Raw genomic sequence first — 19235 nt, forward strand, 5'->3', positions numbered from 1 at the left:
ATGGCCGACAAGATGAACTTCGAGTTGGTCTCGCCCGAGCGCCGGTTGGCGGCGGGCGAGGCGGACATGGTGACGATCCCCGGCATGGAAGGGGATATCGGCGCGCTGCCCGGCCACGCGCCGTTCCTGACGACGCTCCGCCCCGGCGTCCTGACCGTGACCGGCGGTGAGGCGGAAGGCGAATACTTCGTCACCGGCGGCTTCGCCGAGATCACGCCTGAGGGCGTCGCAATCCTCGCCGAGGAAACTCTCGCGCGCGCCGAGTTGGACCGCGAGTTTCTCGATGAGCGGATCACGAAGGCGCGCGCCGAGCTTGACGAGATCGACAGCCAGGATCATCATGGCCAACGAACCGCGAGCCAACGGCTGAACGACCTCCTCACAGCCGTCGAACATATGTTCTGAAATTTCGGACAATTGGCGGTACGAAAAATGACCGCCCTTCGCCATTCGGCGGGGGCGGTCTTTTGATGCCGGCGATCGGTTGGCGTCCTTGAGCAGAGATACGACGAAAGAGGCCGTCGCCTGGCCCACGACGCGCAAAAGGCGTGAAGCCGCCCCGGATTGCTCAGGAGCCGAGGGGCGCCGGCCCCGTAGAACACCCCTACCGCGGAAGATGCGAACCCGTTGAGAACGCGTACTCCGGCGCAGATGAGCCTTGCCAGTCATATTCGTCCTCTGATCGCGAATCGCGATGCGGCGATGACGCCGGCAATGTGGGGATAACCCGTCGAAATCCGAATTTGCGCCAGAACCGGCGAGATTGGGGTTGTTCGGCCCCGGCGTTCGGGTGGCCGATGCCGGAGTTGCGGTCAATCGATCTGAGCCTCGAGCGGCGCCTGGATCTCCACCGGGTCAAGCGGGCTGAACCGACTGGATGATCTCACGGCGCGAACCTCTCTCAAGCGCACATGGATAGGTGTTCGTGGCGCGGCGTATCGCGCGTCATGTGCCTGTCGCACAGGACGTAGACGGAATCAGGCCGAAAGGCGTCGCGCACGCGCCAACGCCGCGGCCGGACTGGACGCATCTTCCGACCGAGGAACGCACGGACCGACCGAGGAGCCTAGGATGAGAACCCACGCCCGCGCCGTCGTCGTCGGAGGCGGCGCTGTCGGCGCCTCCATCGCTTATCATCTGGCGAAGGCGGGCTGGACCGATGTCGTGCTGCTGGAGCGGGACGAACTGACCTCCGGTTCGACTTGGCATGCGGCCGGATTGCTGCCGCTCTTCAACATGTCCTACGCGACGAGCCACATCCACGACTACAGCGTAAAATTCTACAAGGAATTGGAGGCCGAGACCGGGCTCGACGCCGGATTCTCGGTCGTTGGCAATCTGCGCATGGCGCAGACCGATGCGCGGATGGACGAATACGCGCTTTACGCGGCGACGGCGGAGAGCGTCGGCATCCCCTTCGAATGGCTGACGCCGAAGGAGATCGGCGCGCGATGGCCTCTGGTCAGAACAGATGATCTGAAAGGGGCGATCTTTCATCCGACCGACGGTTACATCAACCCGGCGGACGTGACGCAGGCGATGGCTAAGGGCGCCCGCCAGCGGGGGGTGGAGATCATTCGCCGCGCCCATGTCACGGGGTTCGAACGGCGCGGCGACGAGTGGGTGGTGAAAGCGGCGAAGATGGTCGAGAAGGGCGGCAATCTTGTCACCTCCGACGAGACGTTCGAGATCGCCTGCGAGCACGTCGTCACCGCGACGGGAAACCACGCGCAGGCGACGGCGGCGATGGTCGGCTGCTACATCCCGGCGATGCCGGTCGAGCACCAGTATATCGTGACCGAGCCAGATCCGGCCTTGCTGGAATGGCGCAAGGCGAATGGCGAGCATCCTGTCCTCCGCGACGCCGACGCGAAATGGTATGTGAGGGAAGAGCGCGGCGGGTGGATTCTCGGCCCCTATGAGCGCGGCGCCCCGGCGCGGTTCCAGTTTGGCGTGCCGGAAACATTCCGCGCCGATCTCTTTCCGCTCGATCTCGAGCGGATCGAGACGGAATACCTCTCGATGATTCACCGGCTGCCCTCCTCCGAGAACGCCGGTCTCAAGGACGATTTCAACGGCCCGATCTGCTACACGCCGGATGGAAACCCACTGGTCGGCCCGGCCCCGGGGGTGGAGAATTTCTGGTTCGCGGAGGGGTTCTCCTTCGGTATCACCGCCGCCGGCGGAACCGGCCACTATCTTGCGCAGGTGATGACGGAGGGCGAGGCGGAGATCGACATGTGGTCGCTCGACCCGCGCCGCTACGGACGCTGGGTCAACCGCGAGTACGCGCGGCGCAAGAACGAAGAATGCTACGAGCACGTTTTCATTCTTCACCATGCCGACGAAGAGCGCGAGGCGGCCCGCCCGCTTCGCACCGCGCCCTGTTACGAGCGAATGAAGGCGGCCGGGGCGCAGTTCGGGCAGGTGAACGGTTGGGAGCGGCCGAACTACTTCGCGCCCGAAGGGTTCGACGACCATGCCAGCCGCAGCTTCCGCCGTGGCGGCTGGTGGAAATATGCGGTTGAGGAAGCGAAAGCGGCGCGCGAGCGCGCCGGGCTCTTCGATGCCACCGCATTCACCAAGCACCGTATCGCCGGTCCGGGCGCGACGGCGTTCCTCGACTGGCTGACCTGCAACAAGCTGCCGCGGATCGGGCGGATCAACCTCACCTACGGTCTGACGGAGGCCGGCACGATCCGGACGGAGCTGACCATAGTGCGCGAGGGCGAGGATGAATATTACGTTGTCACCGCCGGCGCCGCGCAGGCGTATGATCATGATTGGTTGGTGAAGGAGGCGGCGGCGAAGCGCGCTGATCTCGGTTGGATCGAGGTGCAGGACGTCACGTCCCAATGGGGTGTCTTCGCGCTGGCGGGGCCGCGCGCGCGCGATATCCTGAAAGAGATCATTGTCGACGCGGACCCGGCGACCGCGCTTACAAACAAGGCGTTCCCCTGGCTTTCGGCGAAGAACATCGACCTCGGCATGGTTCCGGTGAAGGCGATCCGCGTCGCCTATACCGGCGAGTTGGGGTGGGAGCTCCATCACCCGATCGAGATGCAGAACCATCTCTTCGATCTTCTCGTCGCTGCTGGCGCGAAACACGGCATGAAGCTCTGCGGGGCGCGGGCGCAGAACTGGCTCCGACAGGAAAAGAGTTACCGCGCCTTCGGATCCGATCTCGGCCGCGACGCGACGCCGCTCGAGGCCGGGCTCGACCGGTTCGTTGATATGGAGAAGGTCTTTCGCGGCAAGGAGGCGATGGCGGCGACCGGCGTGCGCGCCCGATGCGTGACGCTTCTGATCGACGGACCGGAGGACGCCGATCCCTGGGGCCGTGAGGCGCTCTCACTCGATGGCGAGACGGTCGGCCGCCTCACCTCCGGCGGCTATTCCGTGCATTTCGGCAAGCAGATCGGAATCGGTTACGTGCGGCCCGATCTCGCGGCGGTCGGAACGAAGCTGAAGGTCAGCATGTTCCGCGCGCTCTGGGACGCGGAAGTTGTGGAGGACAGCCCCTATGACCCGACGAACGCCGCGATCCGCATGAACGGTTAAAAAACCCCCGGCGTGGAGGCGCCGGGGGTCAGTGAGAGAGAGTTCGCCCCGAAGAGCGACGGACTGCGAGGCGGAACAGGCGGGGGCGCTCCCCCCTCCTGTCCGGCGGGATCTTTCCGGCGCCTCGGTCAGGACGACGCAAACGAAACTGCGCTCGTCCGGTGCCGAAGAGATGGCCCGCCGTCCAATGATCATCTGAACTGCGATATTTCAGTCGGGATCAATGTTCCGATGAGAGGAGTCCTACCCGCGCGCCGTGACCTGCGCGTGAGACCGGTCGCGCGCCAGCGTCAAATCGAGTGATCTATTGTACATCGGCGGCGGATTCCGGCGTCGCGAAGAAAAACCCCCCGGCCGAGACCGGGGGGTGCGCGGGAGCAACGCCCCACGTCTCAGTTCGATCCGGCGCGCGAGGCCTCCCCCGACGCCGTGCGCCTGTCTGATGACGCCGCCAGCGAACGCAATTCCGCCGACGCCGCCGACGCGCGGCGGCCCGATCAGATCACAATAAGCGAGTAAAACCCCTTCGGCCTTTTCTGGCCCGATGCCGCGATAATCAATTGGCGGGCGTGACTCGCGCGTGACAGGGGCTGTAAAACAAGAAAAACTGACGTTTTTGTTGAGAAATTGCCGGCAGACGTTAGCGCGAATCACCGGCGGCGGAGCCTTTCTATGCTGGACCAGGCGAGTGCGGAGATGATCATCGCGCCGCCGATCAGCGTCGTGTCGCCTGGATATTCGCTGAGCGCCCACCAGACGAGCAATGGGCCGATCACCGCTTCGATCAGCATCAGAAGGCTCACCTCGACAGCCGGTATATGCCGCGGTCCCATGGTGAGGCACCACGTCGCGACGGGCATGACCAGCAGGCCCATTGCGAGGAGCGGCGGGAGCGCCGCCGCCGGGACGGTGAAATCGGCGACAAAAACGCTGGCCACCACCGCGCTCATCAGCGCCGCGGGGCCAAGCATCGGCGTCATGTCGAGCGGGCGCACGCTCCGTGAAATCACGAAGGACGAGGCGAGAAAGAACGCGGCGCCGAGCGCGGCGAGGTCTCCGATCAGGGAGTCTGGACCGCCTTCGTTCGCGCCGCCGAAGGCGATCAGGGCGATGCCGGCGAGCGCGATCGCTATCGTGCGGATGGTGCGCCGGTCCGGCCGTTCGCCGAGCGCCGCCCAGGAAATCAACGCGGAAAAGACCGGTGAGGTCGAGACGATGAAGAGCGTATTGCCGACGCTGGTTTCGCGCACCGCGAAAATGAAGCAGAACGATGTGGCGACGAAAGCGGTTGCAAAGGCGAGACCATAGCCGCGAAGCGCCAATATCTTCGCTGGATAGCCCCGGCCATACATGAGGATCAGGACGAGTGTGACCGCACAGCCGCCGATCAGCCCGCGCCAGAACATCGTCGGCCATTGCTCCATCGCCATCAGGCGCAAAAGCAGGCTGTCCGGCGAATACATCAGCGCGCCGAACGCGACCGTGATGACGCCGCGTCGGTAGTCGGCGCTGTCGATCGTGGCGGGTCTCAGGGCGCGTCTCCGTAATCCGACAGCGCGGCGGCGAAGACGCCGGGGTCTACATTTCCGCCGGAGACCGTGCAGATCACCGCGTCGCCCTCGATCTCCTCGCGCCGGAAAAGCACCGAGGCGAGCGCGACCGCGCCGCCGGGCTCCGCGACGATTTTCAGATGCTTCCAGGCGGTCGCCATGGCGCAGCGCGCTTCTTCGTCGCCGACCACGAGGCCAGGCCCGCAAAGGCGGCGCATGACGGGAAAGGTCAGCTCGCCCGGCTGCGGCGTGAGTATGGCGTCGCAGATCGAGCTACCGACGCCGTCGTTCCGCTCACGCCGTCCGGAGCGAAGAGAGCGCGCGGCGTCGTCGAAGCCGGCGGGCTCCGCCGGGCGCACGCGAAGCCTGGGCGCCGCGGCCTCCAGCGCCAGCGCGGCTCCGGCGGTGAAGCCGCCGCCGCCGCAGCAGATCACGACATCCGCTTCCGCCACTCCGACGGCCGCCGTTTGCGCCGCAATCTCCAGCCCGCACGTTCCTTGCCCGGCGATCACCATCGGCTCATCGAACGGTTTGATCGGCGTCAGCCCGCGCTCCGCCGCGAGGGTGGCGCCGAGCGCGTCGCGATCCTCCGACCGACGGTCGTATAGGACGATTTCAGCGCCGTAGCCGCGCGCGCCTGCGATCTTCGCCTGTGGCGCGTCCGATGGCATGATGATCACCGCCGGCGCGCCGTGCAGCTTCGCAGCGAGGGCGACGCCCTGCGCGTGATTGCCCGATGAGAAGGCGATGACTCCCTTCGCGCGCGCCGCAGGGTCGAGCGCGGAGAGCGCGCTCCAGCCGCCGCGGAACTTGAAGCTGCCGGTTCTTTGCAGACATTCAGCCTTCACCAGCACACGGCGCCCTGCGATGACGTTGAGGGTGTCCGATTCCAGAAGCGGCGTCACCCGCGCCGCGCCCTCCAGGCGGCGCGCAGCCGCGCGGATTTCGGCGATGCCGACCGAATCAGTCATCGAGCCCGTCCAGAAAACCGTTGATCGCTTCGAGCGCGGCGGGCTCGTCGAGCCGGGGAATATGGCCGCGGCCGGGGATCTCGGCGGTGATGAGGGCGGGTATTTGCGCCGCCATCTCGACCAGGGTGGCGGCGCTCAGGAGGTCGGAGTTCGCGCCCCGGAGCGCCAGTGTCGGTATCGGCTTCAGCGCCGCGAAGAGAGGCCAGAGATCACCGCCTTCCGGGCCGGCCGCGGCGACCTGCGCCAGCGTCGCGTCGCGCAGCTTCGGATCATAGGCGAGCGTCAGCCCTTCCGCCGTCACCACATAGCTTCGCTCCGCCCAGTCGGACCAGAAGCCCGCATCGACATCGGTGAAGGCCGCGCCGAACAGCGCCTTGAGGCCCGCTGCCGCCTCCGTCATCGTCTTCGCCTCGGGCGGGATGCCGAGATAGCCGATGATCTTCGCGATCCCGTCCGCCTCGATCACTGGGCCGACATCGTTCAGAACGATGCCCGCGAGCCGTTCGGGCCGTGTCGTCGCGATCATCGCCGCGAGGATGCCGCCACGCGAGGAGCCGACGACCACCGCGCGTTCGACGTCGAGATGATCGAGTAGCGCCAGCGCGTCGCCGGCCTCGACCATCGCGTTGTAATGGCTGAAATCCGGGTCGAAATCCGATGCGCCGCGCCCCCGGCAGTCGAGCCGGATGAGTCGCCGCCGCGCTTTCATCGCGGTTGCGAAATGGTCGAAATCACGACCCGAACGGGTCAGCCCCGCGAGGCACAGGAGAGGGGCGCCCGGTCCGCCCGGCTCATCCCGATAGGCGAGTTGCAACCCGTCGGCGGTGCGAAAGCGCTTCATCGTCCGGCCTGCGCCAGCTCCGGAATCCTGGTGAGATCTTCAAGTGTCGTCCGGGGGCGCCAGGGCAGCCGTTCCTCCGGCTCGCCCGCGCGGTTCACCCAGACGGTCTGAAAACCGTAACCCGTGGCGGCGGCGGCGTCCCAGCCGTTCGAGGAAACGAAGAGCACGTTCTCGGGCCTGGTCATGAATTTCTCGCCGACCAGATCATAAACCCTGCGATGCGGCTTGAAGACGCCGACGCTTTCCACCGAAAGCACGGCGTCGAGGAGCGCGCCGAGCCCGGCGCTCCTGATCGCCGCTCCCAGCATCTCCGGCGAACCGTTGGACAGGATCGCGGTGGCGAAGCCCGAAGCCTTCAGCGTCGAGAGCATTGCGGGAACCTCGGCGAAGGCGGACAACTCCCAGTAAAGCGCGAGGAGCCGCTCGCGAAGCTCGGGGTCGTCGATCCCTTCCGCCGCCAGCGCGTAGTCGAGGCCGTTCTGCGTCACCTCCCAGAAGTCCACATGCGCGTCGGCCACGGCGCGGAGCCAGCTGTACTGAAGTTGCTTCAGCCGCCATGTGGCGGCGATGGCGGGCCATTTTGCGGCGAAGCCTTGGCGTCCGGGTTCGCCGGCTGCGGCCCGCGCCGCCGCGGTCACGTCGAAGAGCGTGCCGTATGCGTCGAATACGCAGGTCGTGATCGTCATCGGAACATCCTCTCAGCGCCCGAGCGCATCCTGTTTCAGCCGGAAGGCGACCGGCTGGCCGGCTATGCGGCTGCGGTAGATCTGCAACCCCTCCAGCACGCGCTGGACGTAGTTGCGGGTCTCGTCGAATGGGATCGTCTCCAGCCAGTCGATCCAGTCGATGGCGCCGGTGCGCGGATCGCCATAGGAGGCGATCCACCGGTCCACGCGGCCGGCGCCGGCGTTATAGGCCGCCGCCGCCATCGCCACCGAGCCGCCGAACTGCTCCAGTCGCCGTGCGAGATATGTTTGACCTAGCGTCGCGTTATAACGCCAGTCGCCTGTCAGCCGCGCCAGCGAATAGGGCTGATCGATCCAGCCTGCGACCTTTCTTGCGGTCGCTGGCATCACCTGCATCAGTCCGCGCGCGCCGGCCGGGCTGATCGCTTCGGGGTTTAACTCGCTCTCCTGCCGGCCGATCGCCATGGCGAGCGCGGGCTCGACGCCGGCGTTGAAGCGCGCGAGTTCGGTGACGGGATAGTAATCGCCCCTCAGGACATGGCCTTTTCGCGCCGCGATCTTACCGATCCGGATAGCGGCGTCGGGCCGGTTCAGCGTGATCGCGAGATTGGCGGCCCCGGCGAGGTCGTCATAGGTGGAGAGGGTCGAGGCGAGATGGGTCAGGAACCAGTGCGCGCGGCGCCGGTCGCCGGCGGCGGAAAGGAGTTGCGCGGCGCGGACGATCGAGCGTCCGGCGAAACTGGCGCGCCGCCAGTCGCCATCCGGTCCGGCCGCGAGCGCGCTATCGGTCGGCACGCCGGCGCGTTCCGCCGCAAGCTGGCCGTAGAAGCTGGTCTGATGCTGGGCGCCGGTTCGATAGGCGCGCATCGCCCCGGACTCGTCCCCGCCGGCCTCATAAGCCCGGCCAAGCCAGTAATATCCCCGCCCGAGGCTGATCGGCGTCTCCACCGCGGCGATGAAACGGCTGAAATGCGTCGCCGCCCTGCCGGGATCGTTGAGCCGCCGGAGCGCGATCCAGCCCGCAAGCCATTCGAGATCGGAGTAATCCGAGCCGCCGACCATGTGGTTCTGATTGGCGAGGTTGTAGGCGTCGACAAAGCGCCCCTGCCGATAGAGCCTGCGCACCAGAAGCCGGCGGCGGTGGCCCCAGACCTCTGGGCGGCCGAGCGAGTCGACGCTTCCGGTGCGCGACTGGAGAAGAGAGCCGGCGCTGTCATAGAGATTCTTCTTCATCCGCCAGCGGAATCGCTCCCATGCGAGGCCGGGATCGTTTGCGAGTGACGCGGGCACCGCGGCGATGGCTTCGTCGACGCCATTGCCCATGGCGTGGACGCGGGCCCGGGCCTCTATCAGCGCCGCCCAATCCGCCGAGACCAGCGGCTTCATCGCCTGCGCTTCGCCGGTCAGGCCGCGCCACAACAGTTCGTCCGCCCGCGCGGCGTGATGCGGCCGGATCAGGCCGCTATGCTCCGCGCGGAACGCGGCGGTCTCGCCGGGCGTCAGCGAGAAGCTTCGCCATGCGCGAATGATCTCCTGGTCCGCTTCGGCGTTTCGGCCCGCCGCCGCGAGCGCCTCCGCCCGGCGGAGCGCGCCGGCGCCCGTTTGCGTTCCCTCGACGCCGAGGAAGGCGTCGATTTCGCCAAGCGAGGCGCCGGGCGGGATCAGCGCCTCGCCCTTCGCCCTGATCCGCGAGAGATTTGGCCAGTCGCCATTCGTCGCGACGAAATCGCGATAGGCGCGCCAGTCGCCGTCGCCGGCCGAAAGCAACCGCCATTGATAAAGGGTGAGCGCGACCGGATCGCCCGCGGCCGCGGCGCGGCTTCGCGCTTCGCCCCAGTCCCGTTTGTCCGCCGCAGCCATCGAGGCGGCGACCTCGCTCGCCGCGTCGGATCGCGCGGCTTCGGGCGAGGCGGTGATAAGCAGGATGGCGGCGAAGGCGGCGGGGCGAAACATTGGCGGCTCCGTTGCTGGTGCGGATCGTCGCGGCGGACCTTATCATCCCGTCCGCGCCGCGCCAGCCTCGTTTCGGGCCTTGCCGACGCCCGGGGACGGGCCGGGCGTTCTTGCGGAGGCGGCGCGCCGCGTATAATGTCCGCCCGCCGCAGCGGCGCGATGGTCGCACCGCCGGCCATCCTGAGGTCAGACCCATGTTCAGAGGCTCTCTTCCCGCGCTCGTCACCCCGTTTCGGGACGGAGCGGTGGACGAGAAAACCCTGATCGAACTCGTCGAATGGCATATCGACGAAGGTTCGCACGGCCTCGTCCCGGTTGGCACAACAGGGGAGAGCCCGACGCTGAGCCATCAGGAGCACGAGCACGTCATCGAACTGGTGGTGAAGACCGCTGCGAAGCGCGTTCCGGTGATCGCCGGCGCCGGCTCGAACAACACGGACGAGGCGATCCGCTTCGTCACCTTCGCGAAGAAGGTCGGTGCGGACGGCGCGCTCGTCGTGACGCCCTATTACAACAAGCCGACGCAGCGCGGGCTCTATGCGCATTTCAAGGCGCTGAACGACTGCGCCGACATTCCGATCATCATCTACAATATCCCGTCGCGCTCCGTCATCGACATGACCCCGGCGACGATGGGGGATCTGGCCAAGTTGAAGAACATCGTTGGCGTGAAGGACGCGACCGGGGATGTCTCGCGGGTCTCCGACCAGCGCGCGACCTGCGGCCATGACTTCATCCAGCTTACAGGCGAGGATCCGTCGGCGCTCGGCCACTGGTCGCAGGGCGGCGTCGGCTGCATCTCCGTCACCGCGAACGTCGCGCCGCGCGCCTGCGCAGAGTTTCAGGACGCGCTGGCGGCGGGCGAACGCGACCGGGCGCTGGCGATGCAGGATCGGCTTCTGCCTCTCCATCGTGCGATCTTCCTTGAGCCGGGAGTGGTCGGCGCCAAGACCGGACTTTCGCTCCTCGGCAAGTGCTCGGATGAGGTGCGCTCGCCCATCACCCCGGCGCTGCCCGAAACGAAAGAGGCGATCCGCTCCGCGATGGTCCACGCCGGGATTCTGAACGGCTGATGGCCCCATCGAAGGAGCCGAAGCGGAAGATCGTCGCCGAGAACCGCAAGGCGCGGCACAATTATTTCATCGAGGCCGAGGTCGAGGTCGGCATCATGCTCGAAGGGTCAGAGGTGAAGGCCCTGCGCGAAGGTCATGCGCAGATCGCCGAGAGTTACGCCAATGTCGAAAGTGGAGAACTCTGGCTGATCAACAGCTACATCCCGTCCTATGACAAGGCGCGCACCTTTGGTCACGACGAGCGGCGGCGGCGCAAGCTTCTCGCCCACCGGAAAGAGATCGCGAAGTTCTGGCAGGGTATTGGGCGCGAAGGCGCCACGCTGGTGCCGCTGAAACTCTATTTCAACGAGAAGGGTGTCGCGAAACTCTCGCTTGGAATCGCGAAGGGCAAGAAGATGTCCGACAAGCGCGAGACGGAGAAGAAGCGCGACTGGGCGCGCGACAAGGCGCGACTGTTGCGAGAACGGGGTTGAGACCGGAGCCGACGCGGCTGTTTGCGGCGCTGGAGGCGACATGGCCGCCGGCGGAGACCGTCGATGAGGCCGGCTGGCGGCTCCGGCGGGGCGGCGGCGGCGGCCGACGCGTTTCCGCCGCGACGAGGCTGCCTGACGCGCCGCCGGCGGATCGTGAAGGCGTTGCGGCGGCGGCGGCGGCGATGGCGAAATGGGGCCAGGCGCCGCTCTTTCAGGTTCGCGCGGGCGACGAGGCGCTCGACGCTCTGCTGGCCGAGGAAGGCTATCATTTGGCTGACCCAACCCGGATTTTCGTTTCCGACGCGGCGGCGTTGCTGGATGACAAACCGGAGGTCGGGCGCGTCTTGCGGGGCGCCTGCCGCGTCGCGCTGATCGAAGAGATCTGGGCGGCGGGCGGAATCGGCGCCGAACGGTTGGCGGTGATGGAGCGCGCGCCGTCGCCGCGCACATACCTGATCGGCCGGCTCGGAGACCGGCCCGCGTCCGTCGCCTTCGCCGCCACCGATGGCGAGATCACGATGATCCACGCGGTGGAGACGCTCGCCGCCCAGCGCCGGAAAGGGGCGGCGCGCATGCTGATGGCCGCCGCCGCGCGCTTCGCCGAAGAAACCGGAGCGCGCTGGCTGGCGCTCGCGGCGACAGAGCGCAACGCCGCCGCCGGGGCGCTCTATCATCGCTTGGGCATGCAGGTCGCGACGCGCTATCATTATCGTGTGAAACCCGCCTGAGAGGCGGAGCCTGGGAGAGATGCTATGAGTGACGCCAAGCTGACGGCGCTGGACCTGCCGCCCGAGACGCCGACGCCTGACGATATCAAGCGCTATTTCGAGGTCTGCGAGGAAAAGCTGGGGATGATCCCCAATGTCCTCGCCGCCTATGCGTTCTCGTCGGATCGGCTGCGCGCCTTCTCGCAGATGTATAACGCCCTGATGCTGGGCGAGAGTGAGCTTTCCAAGGCTGAGCGCGAGATGATCGCGGTCGCGGTCTCGGCCGAGAATCACTGTTTCTACTGCCTCGTCGCGCATGGCGCCGCGGTTCGGCAACTGACCGGCGATCCCGCGCTCGCGGAAACGATCGCCGCCAATTACCGCCATGCCGATCTGGAGCCGCGCCAGCGCGCGATGCTCGATTTCGCGGTGAAGATGACGAAGGCGAGCAACACGATCGAGGAAGCGGACCGCGAGGCGCTGCGCGCCGCGGGATTCTCCAATCGCGCCATCTGGGATATCGCCGAGGTTGCGGGTTTCTTCAACATGACCAACCGGGTGTCCTCTGCGGTCGGCATGCGGCCGAACGAGGCGTATCACGGCATGGCGCGGTGAGAGCGCTCGCCTTCGCTCTTGTCGCCGTCCTGACCTTCGCCGCCGCCGCCGGGGCGGCGGAGGAGGAGTTCACGCCTGAATTCGGCGCGCTCGAAGGCGCGGAGCTGAGCCATTTCCTGACCCGGAATTTCGACGCCTACAAGCTGCCTGTCGGTCAGTTCACCCGCGACGAGCAGCCGGTGAACGTGATCGAAGGCCGGATTCGCGAGTTCGTCTACCGGGCCGAGGATGAGACCTCGACGCTGGAGGCGGTGCGGAATTACCAGCGCCGGTTCACCGAGCTCGGCTACCGGACACTTTTCGAATGCGCCGGCGACGAATGCGGCGGTTTCGATTTCCGTTTCAACGCCTATCTGGTGGAGCCGCCGGCGATGCGGTTCGATCTCGCTGACTTCCGCTATCTCGCGGTCGAGGACGAAGCGCGCGAGCGCCACGCCTCCGTGATCGCGTCGCGCCAGGGCGGGCGGCTCTTCGTCCAGATCATCGCGGTCGAGGGGGAGACCGCGCCGGAGCGGATGACTGCGGCGGGGGAGGCGCCGCCGCCGCGCGTCAAACCGGGACAGGCGCGGCTCTTCGCGCTTGCGCGGCGTTTGACCGAACAAGGCCACGCGCCGCTCGACGGGGTCGCTTTCGAGGCCGGCTCGGCGAAGCTGACCGATGACTCGGCTCCGGTGTTGACCCAGGCGGCGGAGCTGTTGCGCGCACGCCCCGACCTGCGTTTCTTTGTCGTCGGCCATACCGACAATCAGGGCGGGTTCGATGGCAATCTCTCCCTTTCCCGCGCGCGGGCGGAGACGGTGGCTACGCGGCTTGCGGCGGAGGAGGGCGTGCAGCCCGGCCAACTTGTTCCGAAAGGCGTCGGCTATCTCGCACCCCGCGCGTCGAACGCGACGCCAGAGGGGCGCGCCGAGAACCGGCGGGTCGAACTGGTCCTGGAATAGGGTCGAATCAGGCCGCCGAACGCCGTCGTTCACGCGCGATCACGGTCGTGGGCCGGACCGAAGCGGGGCCGATGTGGCCCCCGCTCAATCGCGGCTGAACCGCGCGGCGATTTCGACATGCGGCGACCAGCGGAACTGATCGACCGGCTGCACCCAGTCGAGCCGGTAGCCGCCGTCGATAAGCAGTCGCGCGTCGCGGGCGAAGGTCGCCGGATTGCAGGAGAGCGCGGCGACGCGCGGCGGGCCGCCCTTCGCCAGCTCCGCGCTTTGCATCGCCGCGCCGGCTCTCGGCGGGTCGATCACCACCGCGTCGAGCCCTGTGAGTTCGTGCGACGTGAGCGGCCGGCGGAAAAGGTCGCGCCTTATCGCGACGAGTTTCTTCAATCCCGCGGTGTTGCGCCAGCCGGTCTGCATCGCGTCGAGCATCGCCGCCTCGCCTTCGATGGCGAGCACTTCCGCGCTGTCGGCCAGCGGCAACGAAAACGTCCCGCACCCGGCGAAGAGGTCGCCGATGCGTTTGGATCGCCCGATTGCCTCGCGCGTCGCCGACAGGAGCGCCGCCTCGCCTTCCTTCGTGGCCTGAAGAAAGGCGCCTGGCGGCGGCGTCACAAGCGCCGTGCCGAAGCGCTGCGTCGGCGGGCGACGCTCAGCGATAATCTCGCCGTTCCACGAAAGCCGCGCGAGATCGTGATCGGCGGCGAGCGCGGCGGCCGCGAGCAGCCCCGCGCGGTCCAGCGGTTTCGCCTCCGCGATGGCGAGATCGACGCCTGCATCCGCGAGCGTCGCCACGCCCCGTATCTCGCCCTGTCTCGACGCGCCGAGTCGCGCCGCCCCGCGCACCGCGCCGAGCGCGCCGAGCAGCGCGGGCGCGACGACTTCGCAGCGTTCCACCTCGACGATCACATCGCCGGCGCGTTCGTGAAAGCCGGCGATTACGGTTTTCCTGGTGCGTCGCGCTGAGAAACCCGCGCGTCGACGGCTCCGCGGGGGCGAGGTGATCGTCTCCCTTATCTCAACGCCGCCGATGCCGCGCGCGCGCAGCGCTTCGGCGATCCGGTCACGCTTCCAGGCGACCAGCAGCGCGTCGTCGGCATGCTGAAGGGCGCAGCCGCCGCAGGCGCCGAAATGCGGGCAGGGCGGCGTCGTGCGATGAGGCGATCGAGTCAGTATTTCGGGCGTCGCCATCCTGCCGTCCGTCACCGCGCCCCGCACCCGCTCTCCCGGCAGGGTGAAAGGTGCGAATACGCCGTCGCCCTGGCCGTCGCCTTCGGCGGCGAGGCGGTCAATGATGATCGTCTTCATTGGAACGGCATATCTCCAACGTCACCGCGCCGAAAGAGTGGCAGGACGCGTCGAGACCGCCGCTCCGGCGACGTTACGACCCTTGACCCCGGTTCGGCGATCGCGAATGTGAACGCCATGCGCCTCACCATCCCCAACACGCTCACGATCGGTCGCGTCGTCGCCGCGCCCCTGGTCGCATTCGTTTTTCTGGTGCTGGCGCGTCCGCTGGCCGATATCGTCGCTTTTCTTCTGTTCACCATCGCCGGGCTCAGTGATTTCCTCGACGGTTGGCTCGCCCGGCGGTGGGGTCAGGTCAGCGCGTTCGGCCGGATGCTGGACCCGATCGCCGACAAGGCGATGATCGCGGTCACCGGCGCGGTTCTGGTCGGGCTTTTCGATCTTTCAGCCGGGGTCACGATCCCCGTTACGGTTATCCTCGTGCGTGAGACGCTGGTTTCGGGGCTTCGGGAATATCTCAAGGGCGCGCGGGTGCTGGACGTGACGCAGCTTGCGAAGTGGAAGACGACGGCGCAGATGATCGCCTTCGGCGCGCTTCTGCTCGCCGGCGCGGTCGAAGCGCCAGACAACTGGATCAGCGTCGCCGGAATCGCGCTTCTGTGGCTTGCAGCCGCGCTGACGGCGCTCAGCGGGTGGGATTACTTCTCCAAGGGTCTCGCCTATATGAAGAGCGAGGAGGAGCGGATATGAAAGTGCTCTATTTCGCCTGGCTGAGAGAACGGATCGGGGAGAGCGAGGAGATCGTGGACGCGTCCGGCCTCGCCACCGTCTCCGACCTGGTCACAGCGCTTCGCGCGAAGGGCGAACGACATGAGGCCGCGTTCGCGGAGCCCGCCGCCGTGCGGGTCGCGGTGAACCGCAAGGTGCGGGATTTCGACGCTCCGCTCGATGGCGCGACCGAAGTTGCGTTCTTCCCGCCGATGACGGGGGGTTGACAGGTTCGCGATGGCGGTCCGGGTCCAGACAGCGGATTTCGACCTCGGGGCGGAGGCCGCGGCGCTGGCGACGGGCGCGGGCGCTGTGGTGACGTTCACCGGGATCGTGCGCGGCGAAGATGTCGAAGCGATGACGCTGGAGCATTACCCCGGCATGACCGAAGACGCCCTGACCGGAATCGAGGCCGAAGCGCGCCGGCGTTGGGCGCTCACCGACGCCCTGATCATCCACCGTGTCGGGCGGCTCGCGCCCGGCGAGCAGATCATGATGGTCGGCACAGCCAGCCGTCATCGCGCCGAAGCGTTCGCGGCCGCCGAGTTCATGATGGACTATCTCAAGACAGGCGCCCCCTTCTGGAAGATGGAGGAGACGGCGGCCGGCGCCCGGTGGGTCGATGCGCGCGAATCAGACGACGACGCCGTCCTGCGCTGGAGGCGGACTGACTGACCCTCAGACGCTGTCACGCGTCCCGTTCCCTCCCGCCAAGGCGCGCCCGGTCGAGGCAGGCGTCGATTTCCGCGAAAAGCGCGTCGCCCTGGATCGGTTTGGCGACATGGCCGTCGAAGCCGCTTGCAAGATAATCGGCGACCTGGTGCGTTAGCGCGTTGGCGGTGATGGCGATCGCCGGAACTCGCGGGGCGCCAGCCTTCGCTTCTTGATCCCGGATCGCCGCCAGCGCCTCGATACCGTCCATATCCGGCATTGAAATGTCCATCAGGATGAGATCGAAACCTGCGTCGCCGTTCACCATCCGGTCTCGTTCGTCGTTGGCCGCGGCCACCGCATCCCGTCCGCTTTCAACGACTGTCGAGGCCGCGCCAACCCGCTTCAGCAGGAGTTCGATCACCATGCGGTTGGTAGCGTTGTCATCCGCCGCCAGAATTTTCAGCCCTTCCGGAAGCGCGGCGACGGCGGCGGGCGCGGCTGGCTCGGACCGGGTGTCGACGATGGGCAACGGAAGCGAGACGCGTATCTCGGCGCCGGCGCCCGGCGTGCTGTCGATGGTGATCTCGCCCGCCATCGCCTCCACGAGGCTCTTCACGATCGACATGCCGAGCCCGGTGCCGCCGAACCGCCGCGTCGTGGAGCTGTCGGCCTGACGGAACCCCTCGAATACGCGAGCGATCTCCGCCTGGTTCATACCTACGCCCGTATCGCGGACCGCTATGGTGAGCGGCCCTCCCGGCTCGCCGCCGAATGTGACGGTCACCTCGCCGGTCTCGGTGAACTTGACCGCGTTGCCAACGAGATTATGGAGGATCTGCGACACCCGATGCGGGTCGCCGCGCCGGGTTCGCTCCGCCGCAGGTTCGACGACCAGCGTGAAGTCGAGGCCCTTCTCCCGGGTCTTCATCTCGTGAAGCGCGGCGGCGCGCCGGGCGATTAGCGCCGGTGAAAAGTCGGTCGTCTCCAGATCCAGCTTGCCCGCCTCGATCTTGGAGAAATCAAGGATGTCGTTGATCACGTTCAACAGCGTCTCGCCGGATTCGCGGATCGTCGCGACCAGCCGCCTTTCCGCAGGCTCGGTGACCCGGCGCCCCAACTCCTCCGCGACCCCGAGGACGCCGTTCATCGGCGTTCGGATCTCATGGCTCATCGTGGCGAGGAAAGCGGATTTCGCCTCGCTCGCCGCTTTCGCCCTGCGCAGCGCGTCATAAAGGGTGGTCACGTCGGAGCCGACGCCGCGATAGCCGGCGAACGCGCCCGATTCATCATGGAACGGCGCGCCGCTGATCCGCACCCAGCGCGGGCCGTCCGTGTCGCCGAACGCCCGGTAGACAAAGTCGGAGAAGGGCGCGCGCGCCGCGATCTTCTGTGCAAGCCAATCCCAGTCGGCCCCCTCTCGCGCGGCGCGGTCGGACTGTAGCAGCTCCTCCCTCGTCCGGCCGATATGCGTCTCCGGGTCGCCGCCGGTGGTGCGGGTGTAGCTGTCGGAGATGAATGTGAAACGGAGATCGCGGTCCTGCTCCCAGAACCAGTCGGTGCTGACCGCCGCGATGTCGAAAAAGCGCCGCTCGGCGCTGGCGCGACCGGCGATCGCGGCGCGCAGCTCGTCATTCGCCGCCTGGAGCGCGGCTTCATGGCGTTTCTGTTCGCTGATGTCCTGGATGACGCCTTGCAAGCGCACGATTTCGCCGCCCTCGCGGTCCGCTTCGCCGAGAATGCGAACCCAGGCGCGCCGGTCGCGCGCGGTGATCAACTCGGCCTCGACATCGAACGGCGTCGCGTCATTGAGGCAACCTGCGACCGCACTCGCCACCCGCTCACGCGACTCGGGCGTAAAGAACTTGATGGCGGACCGGAAGTCCGGCGAGAAGCCGGCGTCGGCCTCGTGAATCCGCCTGGTCAACGGATCCCACCACACGGCTTTCGTCTGCGCGTCCACTTCCCAGCCGCCGATGGCGGAGAGGCGGATGATCTGCTGGAGCCTGTCGCTCTTGATGCGCAGATCGGCTGCGACGTCCTCGATCCGCATGCGCGCCGCCGCCAGAGCGTCCCGCTGCCGTCTCAGCTCGGTGATCTCGATCCGGATGCCGACGAGCCCGCCATCGCTCGTTACCCGGTCGTTGGCCTTGAACCAGCGCCCGTCGGGCGTCCGGAACTCGGAATCGACGCCTTCCGGCGCGCCGTCTATCCGCGTTTCGACCCAATTTTCGAGATCGGCTTCCCCGTCGGGCGCATAGCCGCTCTCACGCGCCGCGAGCAGGATCTCCCGATAGGAGACCCCGGGCGTGATGCGCTCGCGTGGCAACGCTGTAAGGTTGCGATAGGCTTCGTTGCAGAAGATCATCTTGCGCTCGCGGTCGAACGCGACGAAACCGCCGGGCAGGGCCTCCACCGCCTCGCGCAGCCGGAGCTCGGCGCTTTCAGCGCGCTCGAGCGCCGCCGCGCTCTCCGTCACGTCGACGATGACCGCTCCGACGCCATCGACTGCGCCTGTCCGTGAAAAGATCGGGAACTTGACCGATTGCAGCGAGCGTGGCCCCTGTGAGGTCTCGAGCCGCACCCGCCTCGTGGTAGCGACGCCGGTCTCCAGGACTTCGAGATCATGGGCGCGGGCGTCTTCGTCCCCGGGGCCGGGATTGATATCCTCCGGGGTCAGGCCGACGCATTCGGCGTTGGTGAAGCCGAACAGCGCTTCGCAGGATTTGTTGATCTCGAGATATCTCCCCTCGCGGTCCTTCAGAAGAATCGCGGCAGGCGCGTGATCGAAGATCGCCCTGAGCCATTTGCGATTGCCGTCGAGTTTCGCCTTCATCCGGCGCAGGCGACGGCGCTGGAGAAGAATGACGAGCGCCGCGCAGGCGAGACCGGCGCAGGCCAGCGCGAGCCAGAACCCGTCGCCCGCAAGCGCCGGATCGGAAGCGCTCGCCGCAGACGCGGCCGGCGACCCGGCGAATAGGAGCGCCGCCGGCGACGCGGCGAGATGCAGCGGATGCCGGCTCTTCGGGCGTCTTCGCACGATGCGCGCCATTCTCTTTCGCACAGAGTTTCTCCGCGGGGCGAATGTTCTGATGCTTATTTGCCCGCAAACCGAAAGAATTCGCAAACCCGGAACGACGCACGCCAAGGTTGCGTCGTCTGAAGGGGCTTCGCAGCCACCCTCTTCGGCGCGCCGCGCGCCA

The 19235-nt window shown here is 67.1% G+C and carries 17 protein-coding genes; 10 read left to right on the top strand and 7 right to left on the bottom strand.

Annotation, left to right across the window (positions count from 1 at the left end; all coding sequences use genetic code 11):
- Together G5B40_RS17885 and G5B40_RS17890 are read left to right on the top strand one after the other, a co-directional pair.
- Positions 1-405 (top strand): F0F1 ATP synthase subunit epsilon, encoded by a 405-nt coding sequence (locus G5B40_RS17885; RefSeq protein ID WP_165101530.1) that lies wholly within the window; start codon positions 1-3, stop codon positions 403-405.
- A 666-nt stretch (positions 406-1071) separates the two neighbouring features.
- Positions 1072-3561: a GcvT family protein gene (locus tag G5B40_RS17890; protein ID WP_165101533.1), complete on the top strand. Its 2490-nt coding sequence runs from the start codon at positions 1072-1074 to the stop codon at positions 3559-3561.
- A 650-nt stretch (positions 3562-4211) separates the two neighbouring features.
- Here the strand turns inward: G5B40_RS17890 and G5B40_RS17895 are convergent.
- From G5B40_RS17895 to G5B40_RS17915, 5 genes are all read right to left on the bottom strand, one after another.
- Complete coding sequence (locus G5B40_RS17895) at positions 4212-5024, bottom strand: DMT family transporter (protein ID WP_165101536.1); 813 nt, start codon at positions 5022-5024, stop codon at positions 4212-4214.
- A gap of 65 nt (positions 5025-5089) precedes the next feature.
- Entirely contained in the window at positions 5090-6082 is a 993-nt protein-coding gene (locus tag G5B40_RS17900; protein WP_165101539.1) for a threonine ammonia-lyase, read from the bottom strand.
- Complete coding sequence (locus tag G5B40_RS17905; protein WP_165101542.1) at positions 6075-6923, bottom strand: alpha/beta fold hydrolase; 849 nt, start codon at positions 6921-6923, stop codon at positions 6075-6077. Before G5B40_RS17905 ends, G5B40_RS17900 begins: the two co-directional genes overlap by 8 nt.
- Entirely contained in the window at positions 6920-7609 is a 690-nt protein-coding gene (locus G5B40_RS17910) for a haloacid dehalogenase type II (protein WP_165101544.1), read from the bottom strand. The genes G5B40_RS17905 and G5B40_RS17910 overlap by 4 nt, the downstream gene beginning before the upstream one ends.
- Positions 7610-7621: 12 nt before the next feature.
- Complete coding sequence (locus G5B40_RS17915) at positions 7622-9562, bottom strand: lytic transglycosylase domain-containing protein (RefSeq protein ID WP_165101547.1); 1941 nt, start codon at positions 9560-9562, stop codon at positions 7622-7624.
- Positions 9563-9756: 194 nt separating this feature from the next.
- On the opposite strand from G5B40_RS17915, the gene dapA reads away from it, so the two are divergent.
- From dapA to G5B40_RS17940, 5 genes are read left to right on the top strand one after another with little or no spacing between them, the layout of a single operon-like run.
- A complete protein-coding gene (gene dapA, locus G5B40_RS17920) occupies positions 9757-10635 on the top strand; it encodes a 4-hydroxy-tetrahydrodipicolinate synthase (RefSeq protein ID WP_165101550.1) in 879 nt (292 codons plus the stop codon).
- A complete protein-coding gene (gene smpB, locus G5B40_RS17925) occupies positions 10635-11108 on the top strand; it encodes an SsrA-binding protein SmpB (RefSeq protein WP_165101553.1) in 474 nt (157 codons plus the stop codon). Before dapA ends, smpB begins: the two co-directional genes overlap by 1 nt.
- Positions 11105-11836, top strand: coding sequence for a GNAT family N-acetyltransferase (locus tag G5B40_RS17930; RefSeq protein ID WP_165101557.1), 732 nt, complete (start codon positions 11105-11107; stop codon positions 11834-11836). The genes smpB and G5B40_RS17930 overlap by 4 nt, the downstream gene beginning before the upstream one ends.
- Positions 11837-11860: 24 nt before the next feature.
- A complete protein-coding gene (locus tag G5B40_RS17935; RefSeq protein WP_165101560.1) occupies positions 11861-12430 on the top strand; it encodes a peroxidase-related enzyme in 570 nt (189 codons plus the stop codon).
- Positions 12427-13371, top strand: a complete 945-nt coding sequence (locus G5B40_RS17940) for an OmpA family protein (RefSeq protein ID WP_165101563.1) — start codon at positions 12427-12429, stop codon at positions 13369-13371. Before G5B40_RS17935 ends, G5B40_RS17940 begins: the two co-directional genes overlap by 4 nt.
- 84 nt (positions 13372-13455) lie before the next feature.
- On the opposite strand, the gene G5B40_RS17945 is transcribed toward G5B40_RS17940, so the two are convergent.
- Entirely contained in the window at positions 13456-14673 is a 1218-nt protein-coding gene (locus G5B40_RS17945; RefSeq protein WP_165101566.1) for a class I SAM-dependent RNA methyltransferase, read from the bottom strand.
- A gap of 117 nt (positions 14674-14790) precedes the next feature.
- On the opposite strand from G5B40_RS17945, the gene pgsA reads away from it, so the two are divergent.
- Genes pgsA through G5B40_RS17960 form a run of 3 tightly spaced genes read left to right on the top strand, consistent with a single transcriptional unit; the run spans position 14791 to position 16056 of the window.
- Positions 14791-15363, top strand: a complete 573-nt coding sequence (gene pgsA, locus G5B40_RS17950) for a CDP-diacylglycerol--glycerol-3-phosphate 3-phosphatidyltransferase (protein WP_165101569.1) — start codon at positions 14791-14793, stop codon at positions 15361-15363.
- Positions 15360-15608, top strand: coding sequence for a molybdopterin converting factor subunit 1 (moaD, locus tag G5B40_RS17955; RefSeq protein ID WP_165101571.1), 249 nt, complete (start codon positions 15360-15362; stop codon positions 15606-15608). Before pgsA ends, moaD begins: the two co-directional genes overlap by 4 nt.
- A gap of 10 nt (positions 15609-15618) precedes the next feature.
- On the top strand, positions 15619-16056 hold the full coding sequence (locus G5B40_RS17960; RefSeq protein ID WP_165101574.1) for a molybdenum cofactor biosynthesis protein MoaE: 438 nt from the start codon (positions 15619-15621) through the stop codon (positions 16054-16056).
- Positions 16057-16069: 13 nt separating this feature from the next.
- Here the strand turns inward: G5B40_RS17960 and G5B40_RS17965 are convergent, their stop codons facing one another.
- Positions 16070-19096, bottom strand: a complete 3027-nt coding sequence (locus G5B40_RS17965; RefSeq protein WP_165101577.1) for a PAS domain-containing protein — start codon at positions 19094-19096, stop codon at positions 16070-16072.
- Positions 19097-19235: the final 139 nt, after the last annotated feature.

The sequence above is a fragment of the Pikeienuella piscinae genome, assembly GCF_011044155.1.
GTDB classification, from domain to species: Bacteria; Pseudomonadota; Alphaproteobacteria; order Rhodobacterales; family Rhodobacteraceae; genus Pikeienuella; species Pikeienuella piscinae.

What these genes read in the sequence shown, in the direction of transcription:
- G5B40_RS17915 (WP_165101547.1), bottom strand. Translation starts at nt 9,562, where the DNA reads ATGTTTCGCCCCGCCGCCTTCGCCGCCATCCTGCTTATCACCGCCTCG.
- G5B40_RS17910 (WP_165101544.1), bottom strand. Translation starts at nt 7,609, where the DNA reads ATGACGATCACGACCTGCGTATTCGACGCATACGGCACGCTCTTCGAC.
- G5B40_RS17945 (WP_165101566.1), bottom strand. Translation starts at nt 14,673, where the DNA reads ATGAAGACGATCATCATTGACCGCCTCGCCGCCGAAGGCGACGGCCAG.
- G5B40_RS17890 (WP_165101533.1), top strand. Translation starts at nt 1,072, where the DNA reads ATGAGAACCCACGCCCGCGCCGTCGTCGTCGGAGGCGGCGCTGTCGGC.
- moaD (WP_165101571.1), top strand. Translation starts at nt 15,360, where the DNA reads ATGAAAGTGCTCTATTTCGCCTGGCTGAGAGAACGGATCGGGGAGAGC.
- G5B40_RS17900 (WP_165101539.1), bottom strand. Translation starts at nt 6,082, where the DNA reads ATGACTGATTCGGTCGGCATCGCCGAAATCCGCGCGGCTGCGCGCCGC.
- dapA (WP_165101550.1), top strand. Translation starts at nt 9,757, where the DNA reads ATGTTCAGAGGCTCTCTTCCCGCGCTCGTCACCCCGTTTCGGGACGGA.
- smpB (WP_165101553.1), top strand. Translation starts at nt 10,635, where the DNA reads ATGGCCCCATCGAAGGAGCCGAAGCGGAAGATCGTCGCCGAGAACCGC.
- G5B40_RS17960 (WP_165101574.1), top strand. Translation starts at nt 15,619, where the DNA reads ATGGCGGTCCGGGTCCAGACAGCGGATTTCGACCTCGGGGCGGAGGCC.
- G5B40_RS17935 (WP_165101560.1), top strand. Translation starts at nt 11,861, where the DNA reads ATGAGTGACGCCAAGCTGACGGCGCTGGACCTGCCGCCCGAGACGCCG.
- pgsA (WP_165101569.1), top strand. Translation starts at nt 14,791, where the DNA reads ATGCGCCTCACCATCCCCAACACGCTCACGATCGGTCGCGTCGTCGCC.
- G5B40_RS17905 (WP_165101542.1), bottom strand. Translation starts at nt 6,923, where the DNA reads ATGAAGCGCTTTCGCACCGCCGACGGGTTGCAACTCGCCTATCGGGAT.
- G5B40_RS17885 (WP_165101530.1), top strand. Translation starts at nt 1, where the DNA reads ATGGCCGACAAGATGAACTTCGAGTTGGTCTCGCCCGAGCGCCGGTTG.
- G5B40_RS17895 (WP_165101536.1), bottom strand. Translation starts at nt 5,024, where the DNA reads ATGTATTCGCCGGACAGCCTGCTTTTGCGCCTGATGGCGATGGAGCAA.